Source organism: Parabacteroides provencensis (assembly GCF_900232875.1).
Taxonomy (GTDB): Bacteria; Bacteroidota; Bacteroidia; order Bacteroidales; family Tannerellaceae; genus Parabacteroides; species Parabacteroides chinchillae.
The window spans coordinates 43,010-56,926 of the sequence record NZ_LT960492.1 but is presented as its reverse complement, the minus strand read 5'-3'; the positions used below and the strand labels follow the sequence as shown (position 1 = coordinate 56,926).

Sequence of the window (13,917 nt, the reverse complement as noted above, 5' to 3'; positions counted from 1 at the left end):
CCTATGGATAATGTTAATCACCCAAAACATTATACATCTCATCCATCAGGGATTGAATGTATAGACGTGACAGAACATTATGATTTCTGTATTGGAAATGCCATAAAATATTTGTGGCGTGCGGGTTTAAAGAAAAGTGCCGATAAGTCTGAATGCGAAAAGGAGATTGAAGACTTAGAAAAGGCAAAATGGTATATTGATCGTAAAATCAACAATTTAAAAATCAATAAATGAGACTAATTAGAGCATCATATCAGATAATGTCAGACCTTGATTCTGATAACATAATTGCAAATATAGAATTAGCAGGAAGAACCTGTTATAAATCAGAAGATAAAATAACATCGGATAGTTCATCGAAATTTATCCGTATGCTTATAAGCAGAGGACATGAATCAGTCTTGGAACACGAGAAGATAACCGCTAGGTTTATTTGTGATCGTGGGATATCGCACGAACTTGTAAGGCATCGTATAGCCTCTTTCTCACAAGAAAGTACACGTTATTGCAATTACTGTAATGAAAGGAACCAATATGTTTGAGCCAAAAACAAAAGCAATTACCCGATGGGGACTTTCCATTAAAGGCACCGATGTGTATTTCCCCAAAAAAGAAACGGCTATAAATATCGGAAGATTAACACTAAAGATGAACCCGGAAACCACAATGTTTGAGGAATATCGGCTTTGGGATTTAACTTCCGATGTTCCTCAATTGATAGATGAACAGAGATTTGATAGAACAATTTTAATTCAAGAATAAAAAATAACGAATCGTGGAAATAATATTAAGGGATGGAACCAAGATAGGCAGAGAATCATTCCGATTACAATTAAAAGGACAGGAATTTATGCTTAGAGAAGATGCGGACGGTTTGTATATAAGCAAAGTAGATAGCAGCACCGGAAAAGACGTTATCACCGTTCAGCCCAAAGTTGCTAATGCAATAGTAATTGATTAACAATAAAATAATTGAATATGAAAACAATAAAAGATATAACAGTTAAAATGACTTTTAGAGTAGGTCTTGGTAATGTAAAAGTGCCAGATAAAGTATATGATGCATTAGCTCAATGCTATGATGAAGGTGGGGATGTTCCTATGCCTGATGAATGCGCAATATCAGGAAGAAAGGATTTAGCTGAAGCTGCTGAATGGTTGTCTGACAATATTCAACCGAGAGATGCTATGGATTGGGAATTTGAGATTGAAGACTTTGAAGAATAATTCAACACCTAAGATAATTCAATACCTGTAATATATGCGCCACGTTTTCGATCGGAACGATACGAAGAAGCAAAGAAAATAAATGAAGTAATCAACAATGAATTGAAAAATATTGAAAAATGAATTTGAATGAATTAAGAGACAAGGCGTATAAAACCGCCTGCGATCATGGTTTCCATGATAAGGAATTGAGTAATGAACACTTTCTTTGCCTTGTTATCAGTGAACTGATGGAAGCAGTAGAAGCTGATAGAAAAGGGAAGCGATTTGACAAGGGGAAATATGAATATAACGAGATAACTGAATGTCAAGGATGGCTTACAGCAGAAGAAAAGTTTATCAATGTTTTTAATCGATGTATCAAAGACACTGTAGAAGATGAGCTTGCCGATGCTGCCATTCGTCTGTTTGATTTGGCAGGGATGCGGAATATTTCACTTGAACTCGCAACTAAAGATATAGCTGATTGCATAGATGATATGGCTGAATCATGTAAAGACGAAACATTTACAGAGTCAATATATGCTATATCAACACTTGTATCGAGATATGATGGATTATATGATTTTACCACTGCTATTAACGATATGGTGATGTCCATTTTCGGACTTGCAAAGCATCTTGATATTGACCTGCTTTGGCATATTGAACAGAAAATTAAGTATAACCAGTTCCGTGAAAAGATGCACGTAAAGAAGTATTAACCATCCATAAATAACGAGTCGTGGAAATAAAATATAAAATCAAACAACATGTTTGGTGCACAAACGAAAAGCATAAGTCGGAAGTAGGAGTTATTGCTGAAGTAGTAGAAGAAAATGCCTTAGTTGAGACTAAAGATGGAACACGTGAAGAAAACCTATATTGTGTTATGCTTCATTATCCTAACGGTAAAATGTATTTCGAGGAGTTTTTTGAATCTGAATTAGAGTTGGTACAACATTAAAAAATATGAAAGTACAAATAAATACAGAGAAGGAATATTATCGTCGCGACGGCTTGATGAAAGGCTTAATCGTCGAAGTTGAATACATGGGCCCCAATTTCGGCGGTGGAAACTTTTACAAGGCGATTGGCATAGATCATCGTTACTATCTGACAAGAGAGGATTTTGTAGTATTGGATAACAACTAAAAATAATTGAAGCATGGAAGAAAATAAAATATCAATTGAAATAACAAGTAAAGGCTGGACAACGACTGTCTGTCTTAATGGTAAAACATTTATCCAGAAACATGTCGCTACACCTACTGGAGCAAAAGGTATAGAAGGTGATTTTGAACATGAAAATGATATACCGGAAGAAGTGTATGACGCCTTAAATTCTACTTTCTCTTTTGAATGTATGCAGGCGTTACAGATTGTTGAATCATAACTTAAAAAACAAGTGAGGTATGGCAAAGAAAAGAGGCATAACAGAATCCGCCTTGAAACACAGCAAAAAGGTTTGTGATCCACTTCCCGAATTTGTAGATAGAATGAGGGTCAGGAAATTGGTAATAAATGCCTATCGCAATGGCTATGTAAAATTTCAATCTGAAATTAAAGAACGGCAGGCAATGATTAAAGTACATTGCTTGACTCGTAATCTAGGAGATCAAACGTACTTTTTTACCAAAGATGATAGACACTGTATATGTGTCGAGTACAAATCAGGACTTGATTTTGGCAACGGTTCACCGTCCGGAGCTCGATTAGCGGAAATAGAAATTCATACAAATAATGCTTTCAATTTTCAGTATATACCAAAAGTACAATTATCCGATGTTCCTGAATGTATTCTTGAATTACTAACCTATTTGAAATAACTCAACTCCTAAAAATAATTGAAGTATGAAAACAATAGAAGAATTGGAAAGCGACTTAAAGATTGCGACGGAAAAATGGGAAAACATTCTTGCGGAGCAAAGCGATATGGTAGATAATGCAATATCTGATTACCAGCTTTGTGAAATTGATTTAAGCATATTAATTTCTAAACTACAAGATGTAGAGAATATGGACGATCTGGCATGGAAAGAAAAAAATGCAATCGAGATTGAAATTAATAACCTTAAAAACAATAGAGTATGAACAACGATACATACAAATCAAGAATAGCAGATGCGGAGAAACTAACAGAAGATGTCAGCTTTATACATTCTAAAATTAATCAGTTTGAAGAAGAATATAAAAAGAGAATAGCTCCTTTTAAAGAGGAAATAGAAAGATTGGAGCAATCCTTTCTTGATAAATATCTCATTGATTCTACGGGTAAGTCTATCAAGAAGGGTATGACTATTGAGAAAGAGGGAAAGAGATATAAGGTACTTGACAGATACCAGCAATGTATCTTTCAATATTTAGGCAATGCCAGGGTTTCTGCTTTACCGGAAGGTAAAAAGCGAACTGTTGATATTTTCGCCGATGACTTATGCGAATATACTATTGTAGAATAATTCAACATCTGTAAAATGTGAACCTTATGGATGTTAATGTAATATACAACAAAGAATGCTTATCTGGATTAAAAAAATTTACCCAATAATTGTGTTAATTGCTGTATGACCTCTCCTCCATATTACGGTTTGCGTGATTATGGAAATGATGAACAGATAGGTCTTGAAGCTACACCGGAAGAATATATTGGGAAGTTGGTTGAAGTGTTCCGGGAAGTTCGGCGGGTGTTAACGAATGATGGTACTTTGTGGGTGAATATAGGCGATAGCTATGCAGGTTCCATGAAAGGAGCAGCACAGTTTCCTGACAATGCAATGAATTATAAACAAGGTACTAACCGGGGGGGACACTTGGTAAGGCAACATTAGTAAAGCAATGCACAAACTGTAAGCCTAAAGATTTGGAAAAGCCTTGAAGAATGTGGTGCCGGACGTTACTGTTGAAAAGCATTGATTGTAGAGTTGCTACTGTTGGTTTTATAAATGACCATGTTTTTCATTTACTGTATTAATGAATCTTACATTATAGCATTTCTTGAATTCATATAACTTTTGGTTGGACATAGTATCTATTTGCATCATTATATTATCGTAGCTATCGTTACCATGATAGGTTATATATACCTCTTTCTGTGAAGTATTGTTGGATTTGTTTGTATAAAAAAAGAAATCTTTAAAATAAGTATGATCAGTTTCTCCTAAAGAATGTCCAAAAAATATTATACTGTCTGATATTTTTAAATAATTAGAAATATCTATGGGCGTAAAATTTATATTATAGGATTTTTTTAAGAAAATATGTTCTTTTTTTATGTCAGCCTTATCTTCTACTCCAAATATAATATTTTTATTTTCTATGGAACCATGAACTTTTATTATCTCTTTTTCTGGATATAAAATCTTTGTTGTAGGAGTATAGTTAAAATCTATAATTACAATATCCATTTTACATAGGTCATTAATAATTTGGTATGCGATTGATTCTTTATTGATTTTATCATATGGTAAACTTGAAAGATAATCAATTAAAGAAGCACTAAGGTTTTTAAAATCTTGTTTTACTTGTTTGGGATGAGAATCTGTTTCTGTAGAATATTTTTTTAATTCATTTTCGATATCAATCCAATTATATAGTTCTTGCTGATTAAGTAAATATTTACATAATTGATTGTTGTTATTAACTTCCTTTTTAAAGTAGTCACTTTTTATAAAATCACAGTATCCTGTTTTTAGGGCTAGATTTAAATCAAATCCATTGCCAATGATAAGTAAAATTTTATTCATTGAATTTATTGCTCTATGGTTATTTATTACAAATATAAGTAATATTGGCACAAAGATGAAAGATCAGTTAAAAAAGAGTTTATACTAATAATAAAAATAAGTAAACTAAAATGAAGATAATAGCAAAACAAGGCTCAGAGCTTGAGAAGCTACTGAAACAAATGAACGAGCAGCTTCTACGTGAGCAAAAAGAAGCCAAGGATATGATCCAAGAACATTGCGGATCAAGACCGGATAGTCTTGGATATGGCTGGATATTTGGGATAACTGCCGAGTGGCGTTATACTCTGATTGGATTTGATGATAAGGGCTTAATCCCGGAGAAGTTAATACCTAATAATGATAACAAGGAACATCCTTGTTGGAAAATAAATACCCGAAAAAAAGAGGGGAAAGAGTTTATCGAGAAATGGTGTAATCAGTTTAAAGGAATAGATGGTGAGCCTCTTAGCAAATTCGGAATACCTGTAATGCATGAAGGTACAGGCAGGTATTTTCATTGGTTGCCGTTAGAAAAAGATGGCATCTATTACGTTTCTGTATCTTCATCTTTTCTTGATCTCATGCCATCTGGAAAGAGCGATCAATTTGAGATAGAAGTTTAACTCAACTCAGATAAATACTGAAACAATATGAATAGAAAAGCAAGGCCGGATAGTTGGAGCTATCCGGCCTTTGTAATCTCTTACACTAAAAAGTATCAATCTTTAAAGCACTACAAATATAGTGCTTATTAGTTACAATTCAAAACGTTATTGTCATGACAGCACTAAAAATTGATTTTTCAGATTATTCCGGGATTTCATTACAAAGTGACTATTTTCGCAATCTCCCGGCTTGTAACTTTGTTCAGTTTGCAGCAATTTTTCTCCATAAGTTTAAAAGAGCTAAATGTTATAGTTCTATAGCATTATCTATCAAGCACTTTATAAACTTTCAAGAACAATGCAATGAAGTCTATAATACAGACGAAATCGGAAAGGAGGTGCTTGATGATTTTGCCGATTTCATGCATATAGGAGAAAAGTTGAAAATTGGTACCGTAAAAGGGTTGATACAGCGAATGAAATATCTTCTTAAAAAAGCTCAGGCAAACGGATGGAAAGTTGATAATTCTTATACGGATGCTAAAGTAAGAAAAGAAGATTTATTCTTTATCTATCTCTCAGAAAGAGATATCTCCCGTATCTATTACTATGATGGATTGACCAAAAGACAAAAAGAACTCCGAGACCTATTTATTCTAGGGTGTATGACCGGACTTCGATATTCTGACTATTCACGCCTTACAAAAGATAACATTAAAGGTGATAATATCCAGATGCTAACACAAAAGACTAAAACAAAGGTTTGCATTCCGATCACAAGGTATGTAAAAGAAATATTTGAAAAATACAATTACCAACTTCCTAAGTCATGTTGTATTCAATACTTTAACAAGGCCATAAAAGAAATCCTTCGAAAAGTTGGAATGACTGAGGATGTGACTTATGAAAGAGAGATAGCCGGACAAATAGTGACAATTACAATACCAAAAAATAAACTTGCAACATCTCATACAGCAAGAAGAACATTTATTACAAACAATATCAAAGATGGAGTTACAGAAAGTAGACTTAAAAATATGACAGGACATAAGTCCAGTGAATGCTTATCTTCTTACAATAAAATGACGCTTGAAGAAAATGCAAGGGCATTGGCAGGAAATGGATTTTTAGAATAAAATTAACTTGTTTATGGGAAGTGGTTAAACTACTTCCCATGATTTTTAATATATAACAAATAAAAATATGGGACATAAAAGTTATCATGAACATCTAATAGAAGAAAAAGAAAATGCTTTATATGCACTTAATAAAGTAAAAACATTAGAAAATAATAAAGTTTCGATCTATCTGAAAGATAATTGTCACACCATTATATTAGTTGAACGCTCTAAGCTAAAAGACAAAATACGTAAACTTGAAAAACAAGGGAAGATCATCAAGCGTATTTTATAATTTACAGCATTATATTTTGAATTACAGCTATTTCTTTTGTATATAAAATTATTGATATGGGTAATTCTGTAAATTTAAAAATGTACAATCATCTCTTTAAAAAAAAGGGGAAAATTGATTCTGTTTTAGAAGAAGATATTTTTTTTTCAAAAAACAATTCAATTTTATTAGAGGCTTACAATGCATGGGAAAGTTTAAGAAACTTTCGTAAAGAGGCTGAACGATGTTCTATGTACGTGTATGGNGCTGAACGATGTTCTATGAACGTGTATGGAGATCAGTGGGGTGATAAAATTGATACAAAAGAAGGAACAATAAAGGAGTCCACTTATATAAAAAAACAAGGAAAAGTTCCTCTTAAAAACAACCGTGTCAGACCTCTTGTGAGAACAGTCTTAGGTCAATTTTCATCATCTCAAACGGAGCCTGTATGTGTCGCTAGAGATAGAGATGAACAAAAAATCGGAGAAATGATGAGTGCCACAATTCAATATGGTTATCAAAAAAATAAATTATGGGAGCTAGATCGCCGTAACCTAGAAACTTTTTTAATTGCAGGAGCTGCATTTTTCCGTACATATTACGGATGGAACGATGAATATGGAATGATGGATGTTTGGACTGATTCTGTCAACTATAATAGAATCTTCCTAGATACACATATGGAAGATTATCGACATTGGGATTGCTCTCTTATAGGAGAAATACACGATATATCTTTAAATGAAATTCTTTCTAAATTTGCTGATGGGTCTAAAGACAAAGCTCTATACCTCAAAAATATTTACCGTTCTCATTCCAGAGAAGATATATCAAATATTGTTGAAAATTTACAAGCCAGACATTTTACAGAAATGGACTTTTTCATTCCCGACGATATTGCCCGTTGCCGTGTAATTGAGATATGGAGAAAAGAATCCAAAGAAAGAATTAGAGTACACGATAGACTTACAGGTGAATGGTATAAAGTGGAAATCGAAGAAGAAGAAAATCTCAAAAAAATTAACCAACAGAGAATACAAGAACAAATAGAAATGGGCATTTTAGAAGAAGATATGAAGCTTCTAGAATATCAATGGTTTGTTGACAGATATTGGTATTTTCGTTTTCTTTCTCCGTATGGTGATATTTTAAAAGAAGGCGAAACACCTTATTGGCACAAGTCACATCCCTATTCATTCAAATTATACCCTTTTTTTAATGGAGAAGTACACTCTTTTGTATCTGAATTTATCGACCAACAAAGATATATTAATCGTTTAATTACTGTGCAAGACTTTATAATGAGTGCAGCCGCAAAAGGTGTACTTATGTTCCCGGAAGATTGTATGCCAGATAATATGACTATTGAAGAAATTGCCGAAGAATGGGTGTCTTATAATGGAGTTATTCTCTATAAAGCCAAACAAGGAGTTCCTGCACCTAATCAAATTATTGCGAACACTTCACAAACCGGAATATATGATATGTTACGTATCCAATTGCAATTACTAGAAGATGTATCTGGAGTTTCAGGAGCACTGCAGGGACAAAAGCCAAATTCTGGGACTCCAGCATCTTTATATGCACAGCAATCGCAAAATTCCTCTATTAATCTCATAGATATCATGGAATCATATCGTCAATTAAGAGAGGATCGAGATACAAAAATGATGAAATTACAGCAACAATATTACACAGACATAAGGTATTTAAATATTGTTGGTGGTAACTACAGTGAAGAAGCAAAAATCTTTGATCCAGAGAAGGTTAGAAACATAGAATTTGACCTTTCTTTAACGGAAAGCACTTCTACCCCATCTTATCGCATGTTACAAAATGATATATTATTACAATTATATCAGACAGGAGCTGTTACAGTGGAAGAAATGCTTGAAAATGGAGCTTTCCCATTTGCAGACAAACTACTTCAAAGCATTAAATCAAGAAACCAGCAAATGCAAGAAAGACAAAATCAATTAGCACAGTTACAAGAAGCAACACAAACACAAGGAGAAATCATACCTGAAGATATCATGACACAGGTTCGATCTCAATCTAATCCAATGTTAAAATGAAAAAATTATCAATTCAAATATCTGGTATTAGCAGGAATACTGATGATTCAATATCCAAAGACGGTGAATGCATAGAACTAATTAATGCACGAGTGAAAAATGGCTCCATAAGTCCAACAGGTAAACCCATTCAAGAAATTGCTTTTCCATCTAACCACAAACCAGTTTACATTCATGTGAACTCTGGATATGAACATTATATTAGTTATGATAGTATAAACGAAAAATTATATTTTGACTATAAAAAAGAGAACGGAAAATATATTTCGATCATGTGTCCGATATGCTCTATAGCATCATTACAAAAAATAGAATCAATAGGAAACACTTTAATCGCAGTTACAGAAAATGATATTGTGTATCTATTATTTAAGAAAGACACATATATCGAATTAGGGACTAAGCCACCATTTCCTATTATTAATTTTTCATTATGGAACAGCAATTTTGAATCTGAAAAAATCTGGTGTGATATTGTTAATCCTTTTACTTGGAAAGATGGAACATATTATAAGTTTGATGATACAAATGCAGCCATGGCAACAAATGTTATCAATGGTTCAATTTCCAGAATCATCAGTAAATTAAAAGATAAAGGGTATATTTCTTTCCCTATAATTGTAAGATACGCTTTAAGGCTATATGATGGTTCATATATATGTCACAGTGCTCCTATTCTATTATTGCCATCTAGAAAAAAAAGTCCGTTTATAACAATTAATCCTAATGATGTTCACATCAAAGATGGGAAACTGGAAGACTTCTATTTTAATGCAATCGTAGATAAATACACTCTAAATTATAATGGATTTGACACAGATGAATTAAAAAAATGGAAAGATATTGTTTCTGGAATTGATATCTTCGTGTCCAATCCAGTCTACACAGTAGACCTTAATAAACCAATAGAAGGTTTTAGGGCATCTGCCGGTACTCAGATGGATTTGAATCTGAATTTTTATGGACAAGATAGAATTATAGAAGATATCGTAGCAACTTCTACATTTTATAAAATACACACTTTTGAAATCTCGGATTCTATAAGTGGTGGTTCTATTATCAAAGAAGGTATGTTGGATAATTTAGAACAAAAAGAATCACTTCCAGACGATGCTTTCTCACATAACACAATAATTGGAAAAAGTTATGTATATAACTCAAGACTACATATTGGAAACATAAAAAACATTCTCTTTAGTGGTTATCCAATCAACCTTTTTAAAAATCTTAATCGTTATATATGGGATGATGAAAAACAAATTTTATCAGGATTTGGAACAGCGGAAGTACACATAAATACTTCTTCAGGAGAAAAAGTTGTATCTGCAAATTTTTCACTTTCCTCACTTTCTAGTTATGGCATAATTCCATATTTATCATATCCAGATAGCCGAGCATATAAAATGATCATAAGGTTAGCAGGAGGCAAACAAAGTACCTTTCTTCTTAAACCACATCCTTTCCTCAATCTAGCATATAATCTTGATTCATTAACGATCATTGATGATTCATATTTTTCAACAATAATCACTCCAGGAGAAATAGATAATATAGAGATAAACAGCAATAAAGTAAAAGTTTCGGAAGTAAATAACCCATTCTTTTTCCCTGCAAAAAACACATATACCCCATCTTCAGGATCAATAGTTGCAATGTGTTCTAATACTGCTGCAATTTCACAAGGACAGTTTGGTCAATATCCACTTTATTGTTTTTGTTCTGACGGTATTTACGCATTAATGGTTGGCTCTAGCGAAGTTGTATACACATCGTCTGCTCCAGTATCTAGAGATGTATGTTTAAATACAAAAAGTGTTACCCCTATAGACAACGCTGTTATATTTGCGACAGAATCAGGTATAATGAGCATATCTGGTTCTGTCGTTTCAAAATTATCTGACAAATTAGACGGATTTCTTCCAACGTCTATAGAAAGTTCTCCGACTATTTCTAATATACTGAATATTCCAAAGCTAAAAGTTTCAACTACTGAGTTTAGAAATTATATTGAAAAAGCTTCAATAGGATATATATACGAAGAAAAAGAAATTATTGTATCTAATTCCCTGTATTCATACAGTTACGTATATAGTCAAAAAAGTAATGAATGGTATAAAATCTCTACTTCTGTATTAGAGTTTTTAGACTCGTACCCCCGTTGTTTCGCCGTATTTAATTCAACAAATGGGTATGCAATATATAATATGTACAATCCATATCGAACTATCAATGACGTTGCAATTATTTCACGTCCTATAAAACTAGGTTCTGTTACTCACAAAAGAATACTCCAATCGGCATTAAGAGGAATTGTCAAGCCTTCACTTTCTGATGTGTATTTTCGCGGAGAGCCTATATTATTTCGAGAAGAAAATGTTGAAATTTTCTCTGAAGCAGGATTTTATATTTTAGGTTCAAACGACGCAGAACATTTCACATTGCTTTCTGGAACAGAAAAAATTTCTGATATAAGAGACTTGATAACAAAAATGAATAAGACAAAAGCTTATAAATATTTCATGTTCTGTCTAGTCGGTGGTGTCAGAACAGATGTAGCTATTAATTACATTGAAATAATAGCAGATGAAACATATACAAATAGGCTAAGATGACTAAAATCCTGTTGATCTTACCGGACGTTTTACCAATTTTACCCGCATATTAAACAATGATTTCAAGCCATTTAATATGCGAATTAACTGTATTTGACAATACTCTACTTCATCCGGTTTTGTTATTTTGAACCATCGCTCACAAATAGCGTTTATCAAATATTTATTCAAATAGTCTTCTATTGTTTTTTTTACTTTCAATTCAAAAGTTTCAGGAATATCAAAAACAATAACGTCATCTTTAATAGTTGGTCTATACGCAGACAATGAAGTCAAGATTTCTAATATAGATTCATTATATAAGCTATTCATTATATTTGATTCATCTTCTGTTGATGCAATCTTATCAAAACCACCCTCTATCTGTTTCCCTGTATATCCTGTGATTTCATTTACCTTTTGTAAAACATTTTCTCTTACTAAGACACAATATAGTTCCATAATTTTTTTATTGTAAACATAGTTCTTTATTCTATTAGAAATTTGCTGTAAAATAATAAAATGATAAAAACTTCATAGTCATTTTTGATCTGTTTTACTTAGAAACTCAATGCAGCAAAACTCCCGGCGTAAGTAGCACCATTCTTAACTATAGCTAAATAGCTCCAAATAATTTTTTATCAATTTCATAATTATATAGAACTTCTTTGTCTGACAATTGTCGATTGTAAATACGAGCGCAATAAATTGCGGCTCTTAAATTCCAACCTGCTGAATCACGAAAAAGATAGTTACCGGCTCTACCACCAGATGAAGATGCGTTCACATTACTAAATAAACCGTTTGCAAAACTTCTACATGTAGCCCCTCCGTTTCTTGAACCGGATAATGACATAATTGTATTAAGCTGTACAGGGAATCTGGTAGCATGCACATTGCCATTATTATACGTATAATATTCAATGTAACCCACAATAGGCCAAATACCAAATTGGGTATCAGCATTTTGATTATTATGAATACCTATATAAGCGCCATTCCGATTATTAGTATAGTCCTTTCCAACGACTTGAACTGTAAAAACCTGAGTATTCAGTAACAATTCATTTGGTAAAGTTATGAACTGCTGAATCCCGTCCGAGTCGTTATTGTTAATTGTAGAATAACATTTTTGATCTTGCAGATATTCTATCGGGCCTGTAATCCCACATGCTGTTTTATTTACCCTGTCAACCCACGCATTATTAACCGGTGCATCTCTACCGTCAAGCCAAAGCAATAGGCCATCCTGTATATATTCAGCTTTCTTTTTTCCCATCATCGCCCTTACCATAGCCCACCTCCTTTCGTCGGCAAGCTAACTACTTTATTTATAGAGGATTTACCCCCCCCCCCCGTTAGGGTTTATTAACATTATGTTTAACATATCACTGTCTCCTATTTTTAATTAAACTACCCAAAAACATTATTTATTTTTTCTCGCCAACCATCTAACCACATATCCAATCCCAAGTAATAATAATCCAGAGAGCAGGCCTATTGCCCAGCCTCCGACCTCAATCTTAAACGCATCCCATCCGGATAACTTCTTCTCAACAGGGTAAGGTACTTCAACTTTCCTATCTACATAAATTTCTTTTGACGGGAGATATAACGTATCCTGGGGAACCTTCATATCTGCTATTACGTTACCTAAGCTATCAATAGTAAACATCAACTGTACATTCTTACTATTAGCTATATCAAGCCAACGGAGCACAACCTTTCCATTTTCATCGCACTCCATTAGAGCACGAATAGAAGCACTGTCCGCTGGCATAGGGTAAGGGATCAACTTATCAATGTAGATTGAATCTGTTTTACTCTCAATAGGAACATATGGCATACGCGTCCGGCAGCTAATGAAAAGCCATGCAAGTAAAAAACATGTTATATAAATAGTTAACTTTTTCATATCAATACCTCCCTTTCAGATATTGTTTCCGATTCTGGCCGGATAATTTTAGCGATAGATGAACGAATGTACTGTACTGAATACACTGATCGAAATCTAGCCCCGATTTACGCAGGCACTCGACTAAGTATGCCGGATGCTCACAAGCGACATCAGCCGCCTCCCCTTTTGTATGCTGACTGGTAAGGACACCACCGACAGCTTTGTTCAGTTCCAGACAACGATAGCCACTATTAATTACCATACGTTTACCGTAAATCCTTCGAAGTGGCTGCAGTAGATTTATTACCAGGTTCTCGATTGCTTTAACAGCTTCCGGTGTCGGATTATTAGCTATCCTTTTACGAGTTGCAGTATCGCTTTTAGTAAACTCACTTAATTCAAAATTCTCACTTAATTTCATTT

The 13,917-nt window shown here is 33.4% G+C and carries 23 protein-coding genes; 18 read left to right on the top strand and 5 right to left on the bottom strand.

Features of this window, described 5'->3' with window-relative positions; translation table 11 throughout:
- Positions 1 to 3 precede the first annotated feature (3 nt).
- From CTY47_RS14910 to CTY47_RS14850, 13 genes are all read left to right on the top strand, one after another.
- On the top strand, positions 4 to 234 hold the full coding sequence (locus CTY47_RS14910; RefSeq protein WP_099465586.1) for a DUF3310 domain-containing protein: 231 nt from the start codon (positions 4 to 6) through the stop codon (positions 232 to 234).
- A complete protein-coding gene (locus CTY47_RS17650; protein ID WP_099465585.1) occupies positions 231 to 542 on the top strand; it encodes an FAD-dependent thymidylate synthase in 312 nt (103 codons plus the stop codon). Before CTY47_RS14910 ends, CTY47_RS17650 begins: the two co-directional genes overlap by 4 nt.
- Positions 520 to 762 (top strand): hypothetical protein, encoded by a 243-nt coding sequence (locus tag CTY47_RS14900; protein ID WP_233202208.1) that lies wholly within the window; start codon positions 520 to 522, stop codon positions 760 to 762. Before CTY47_RS17650 ends, CTY47_RS14900 begins: the two co-directional genes overlap by 23 nt.
- Positions 763 to 775: 13 nt before the next feature.
- On the top strand, positions 776 to 961 hold the full coding sequence (locus tag CTY47_RS14895; RefSeq protein WP_099465583.1) for a hypothetical protein: 186 nt from the start codon (positions 776 to 778) through the stop codon (positions 959 to 961).
- A 17-nt stretch (positions 962 to 978) separates the two neighbouring features.
- Positions 979 to 1,227, top strand: a complete 249-nt coding sequence (locus tag CTY47_RS14890; RefSeq protein ID WP_099465582.1) for a hypothetical protein — start codon at positions 979 to 981, stop codon at positions 1,225 to 1,227.
- 119 nt (positions 1,228 to 1,346) lie between these two features.
- A complete protein-coding gene (locus tag CTY47_RS14885; protein ID WP_099465581.1) occupies positions 1,347 to 1,931 on the top strand; it encodes a nucleoside triphosphate pyrophosphohydrolase family protein in 585 nt (194 codons plus the stop codon).
- A gap of 20 nt (positions 1,932 to 1,951) precedes the next feature.
- A complete protein-coding gene (locus CTY47_RS14880) occupies positions 1,952 to 2,173 on the top strand; it encodes a hypothetical protein (protein ID WP_099465580.1) in 222 nt (73 codons plus the stop codon).
- A gap of 5 nt (positions 2,174 to 2,178) precedes the next feature.
- A complete protein-coding gene (locus CTY47_RS14875) occupies positions 2,179 to 2,361 on the top strand; it encodes a hypothetical protein (RefSeq protein WP_099465579.1) in 183 nt (60 codons plus the stop codon).
- A 13-nt stretch (positions 2,362 to 2,374) separates the two neighbouring features.
- Positions 2,375 to 2,602 carry a hypothetical protein gene (locus CTY47_RS14870; protein WP_099463372.1) on the top strand — a complete coding sequence of 76 codons (228 nt, stop codon included), beginning with the start codon at positions 2,375 to 2,377 and terminating at the stop codon, positions 2,600 to 2,602.
- A 19-nt stretch (positions 2,603 to 2,621) separates the two neighbouring features.
- Entirely contained in the window at positions 2,622 to 3,035 is a 414-nt protein-coding gene (locus CTY47_RS14865; protein ID WP_099465578.1) for a hypothetical protein, read from the top strand.
- 25 nt (positions 3,036 to 3,060) lie between these two features.
- Complete coding sequence (locus CTY47_RS14860; RefSeq protein WP_099465577.1) at positions 3,061 to 3,300, top strand: hypothetical protein; 240 nt, start codon at positions 3,061 to 3,063, stop codon at positions 3,298 to 3,300.
- On the top strand, positions 3,297 to 3,665 hold the full coding sequence (locus tag CTY47_RS14855) for a xylulose kinase (RefSeq protein WP_099465576.1): 369 nt from the start codon (positions 3,297 to 3,299) through the stop codon (positions 3,663 to 3,665). The genes CTY47_RS14860 and CTY47_RS14855 overlap by 4 nt, the downstream gene beginning before the upstream one ends.
- Before the next feature lie 105 nt (positions 3,666 to 3,770).
- Positions 3,771 to 4,034, top strand: a complete 264-nt coding sequence (locus CTY47_RS14850; protein ID WP_199163440.1) for a DNA methyltransferase — start codon at positions 3,771 to 3,773, stop codon at positions 4,032 to 4,034.
- Positions 4,035 to 4,142: 108 nt separating this feature from the next.
- On the opposite strand, the gene CTY47_RS14845 is transcribed toward CTY47_RS14850, so the two are convergent.
- Positions 4,143 to 4,949 (bottom strand): AbiH family protein, encoded by an 807-nt coding sequence (locus CTY47_RS14845; RefSeq protein WP_099465575.1) that lies wholly within the window; start codon positions 4,947 to 4,949, stop codon positions 4,143 to 4,145.
- Positions 4,950 to 5,059: 110 nt separating this feature from the next.
- On the opposite strand from CTY47_RS14845, the gene CTY47_RS14840 reads away from it, so the two are divergent.
- The 5 genes from CTY47_RS14840 to CTY47_RS14820 all read left to right on the top strand — a co-directional run bounded on the left by CTY47_RS14840 (position 5,060) and on the right by CTY47_RS14820 (position 11,618).
- Complete coding sequence (locus CTY47_RS14840) at positions 5,060 to 5,554, top strand: hypothetical protein (RefSeq protein ID WP_099465574.1); 495 nt, start codon at positions 5,060 to 5,062, stop codon at positions 5,552 to 5,554.
- Positions 5,555 to 5,709: 155 nt separating this feature from the next.
- Positions 5,710 to 6,672 carry a tyrosine-type recombinase/integrase gene (locus CTY47_RS14835; RefSeq protein WP_099465573.1) on the top strand — a complete coding sequence of 321 codons (963 nt, stop codon included), beginning with the start codon at positions 5,710 to 5,712 and terminating at the stop codon, positions 6,670 to 6,672.
- A gap of 67 nt (positions 6,673 to 6,739) precedes the next feature.
- Positions 6,740 to 6,949: a hypothetical protein gene (locus tag CTY47_RS14830; protein WP_099465572.1), complete on the top strand. Its 210-nt coding sequence runs from the start codon at positions 6,740 to 6,742 to the stop codon at positions 6,947 to 6,949.
- Positions 6,950 to 7,005: 56 nt separating this feature from the next.
- Entirely contained in the window at positions 7,006 to 9,006 is a 2,001-nt protein-coding gene (locus CTY47_RS14825) for a portal protein (RefSeq protein WP_099465571.1), read from the top strand.
- Positions 9,003 to 11,618 carry a hypothetical protein gene (locus CTY47_RS14820; RefSeq protein WP_099465570.1) on the top strand — a complete coding sequence of 872 codons (2,616 nt, stop codon included), beginning with the start codon at positions 9,003 to 9,005 and terminating at the stop codon, positions 11,616 to 11,618. The genes CTY47_RS14825 and CTY47_RS14820 overlap by 4 nt, the downstream gene beginning before the upstream one ends.
- On the opposite strand, the gene CTY47_RS14815 is transcribed toward CTY47_RS14820, so the two are convergent.
- From CTY47_RS14815 to CTY47_RS14800, 4 genes are all read right to left on the bottom strand, one after another.
- Entirely contained in the window at positions 11,619 to 12,059 is a 441-nt protein-coding gene (locus CTY47_RS14815; protein WP_099465569.1) for a hypothetical protein, read from the bottom strand.
- Between the two features lie 154 nt (positions 12,060 to 12,213).
- Positions 12,214 to 12,879, bottom strand: coding sequence for a hypothetical protein (locus CTY47_RS14810; RefSeq protein WP_233202207.1), 666 nt, complete (start codon positions 12,877 to 12,879; stop codon positions 12,214 to 12,216).
- A 144-nt stretch (positions 12,880 to 13,023) separates the two neighbouring features.
- A complete protein-coding gene (locus CTY47_RS14805) occupies positions 13,024 to 13,377 on the bottom strand; it encodes a hypothetical protein (RefSeq protein ID WP_233202206.1) in 354 nt (117 codons plus the stop codon).
- Positions 13,378 to 13,513: 136 nt separating this feature from the next.
- Positions 13,514 to 13,915, bottom strand: a complete 402-nt coding sequence (locus CTY47_RS14800) for a D-Ala-D-Ala carboxypeptidase family metallohydrolase (RefSeq protein ID WP_099465566.1) — start codon at positions 13,913 to 13,915, stop codon at positions 13,514 to 13,516.
- Positions 13,916 to 13,917 lie beyond the last annotated feature (2 nt).

What these genes read in the sequence shown, in the direction of transcription:
- CTY47_RS14910 (WP_099465586.1), top strand. Translation starts at nt 4, where the DNA reads ATGGATAATGTTAATCACCCAAAACATTATACATCTCATCCATCAGGG.
- CTY47_RS17650 (WP_099465585.1), top strand. Translation starts at nt 231, where the DNA reads ATGAGACTAATTAGAGCATCATATCAGATAATGTCAGACCTTGATTCT.
- CTY47_RS14900 (WP_233202208.1), top strand. Translation starts at nt 520, where the DNA reads ATGAAAGGAACCAATATGTTTGAGCCAAAAACAAAAGCAATTACCCGA.
- CTY47_RS14890 (WP_099465582.1), top strand. Translation starts at nt 979, where the DNA reads ATGAAAACAATAAAAGATATAACAGTTAAAATGACTTTTAGAGTAGGT.
- CTY47_RS14885 (WP_099465581.1), top strand. Translation starts at nt 1,347, where the DNA reads ATGAATTTGAATGAATTAAGAGACAAGGCGTATAAAACCGCCTGCGAT.
- CTY47_RS14875 (WP_099465579.1), top strand. Translation starts at nt 2,179, where the DNA reads ATGAAAGTACAAATAAATACAGAGAAGGAATATTATCGTCGCGACGGC.
- CTY47_RS14870 (WP_099463372.1), top strand. Translation starts at nt 2,375, where the DNA reads ATGGAAGAAAATAAAATATCAATTGAAATAACAAGTAAAGGCTGGACA.
- CTY47_RS14865 (WP_099465578.1), top strand. Translation starts at nt 2,622, where the DNA reads ATGGCAAAGAAAAGAGGCATAACAGAATCCGCCTTGAAACACAGCAAA.
- CTY47_RS14860 (WP_099465577.1), top strand. Translation starts at nt 3,061, where the DNA reads ATGAAAACAATAGAAGAATTGGAAAGCGACTTAAAGATTGCGACGGAA.
- CTY47_RS14855 (WP_099465576.1), top strand. Translation starts at nt 3,297, where the DNA reads ATGAACAACGATACATACAAATCAAGAATAGCAGATGCGGAGAAACTA.
- CTY47_RS14850 (WP_199163440.1), top strand. Translation starts at nt 3,771, where the DNA reads ATGACCTCTCCTCCATATTACGGTTTGCGTGATTATGGAAATGATGAA.
- CTY47_RS14845 (WP_099465575.1), bottom strand. Translation starts at nt 4,949, where the DNA reads ATGAATAAAATTTTACTTATCATTGGCAATGGATTTGATTTAAATCTA.
- CTY47_RS14840 (WP_099465574.1), top strand. Translation starts at nt 5,060, where the DNA reads ATGAAGATAATAGCAAAACAAGGCTCAGAGCTTGAGAAGCTACTGAAA.
- CTY47_RS14835 (WP_099465573.1), top strand. Translation starts at nt 5,710, where the DNA reads ATGACAGCACTAAAAATTGATTTTTCAGATTATTCCGGGATTTCATTA.
- CTY47_RS14830 (WP_099465572.1), top strand. Translation starts at nt 6,740, where the DNA reads ATGGGACATAAAAGTTATCATGAACATCTAATAGAAGAAAAAGAAAAT.
- CTY47_RS14820 (WP_099465570.1), top strand. Translation starts at nt 9,003, where the DNA reads ATGAAAAAATTATCAATTCAAATATCTGGTATTAGCAGGAATACTGAT.
- CTY47_RS14815 (WP_099465569.1), bottom strand. Translation starts at nt 12,059, where the DNA reads ATGGAACTATATTGTGTCTTAGTAAGAGAAAATGTTTTACAAAAGGTA.
- CTY47_RS14810 (WP_233202207.1), bottom strand. Translation starts at nt 12,879, where the DNA reads ATGATGGGAAAAAAGAAAGCTGAATATATACAGGATGGCCTATTGCTT.
- CTY47_RS14805 (WP_233202206.1), bottom strand. Translation starts at nt 13,377, where the DNA reads ATGCCAGCGGACAGTGCTTCTATTCGTGCTCTAATGGAGTGCGATGAA.
- CTY47_RS14800 (WP_099465566.1), bottom strand. Translation starts at nt 13,915, where the DNA reads ATGAAATTAAGTGAGAATTTTGAATTAAGTGAGTTTACTAAAAGCGAT.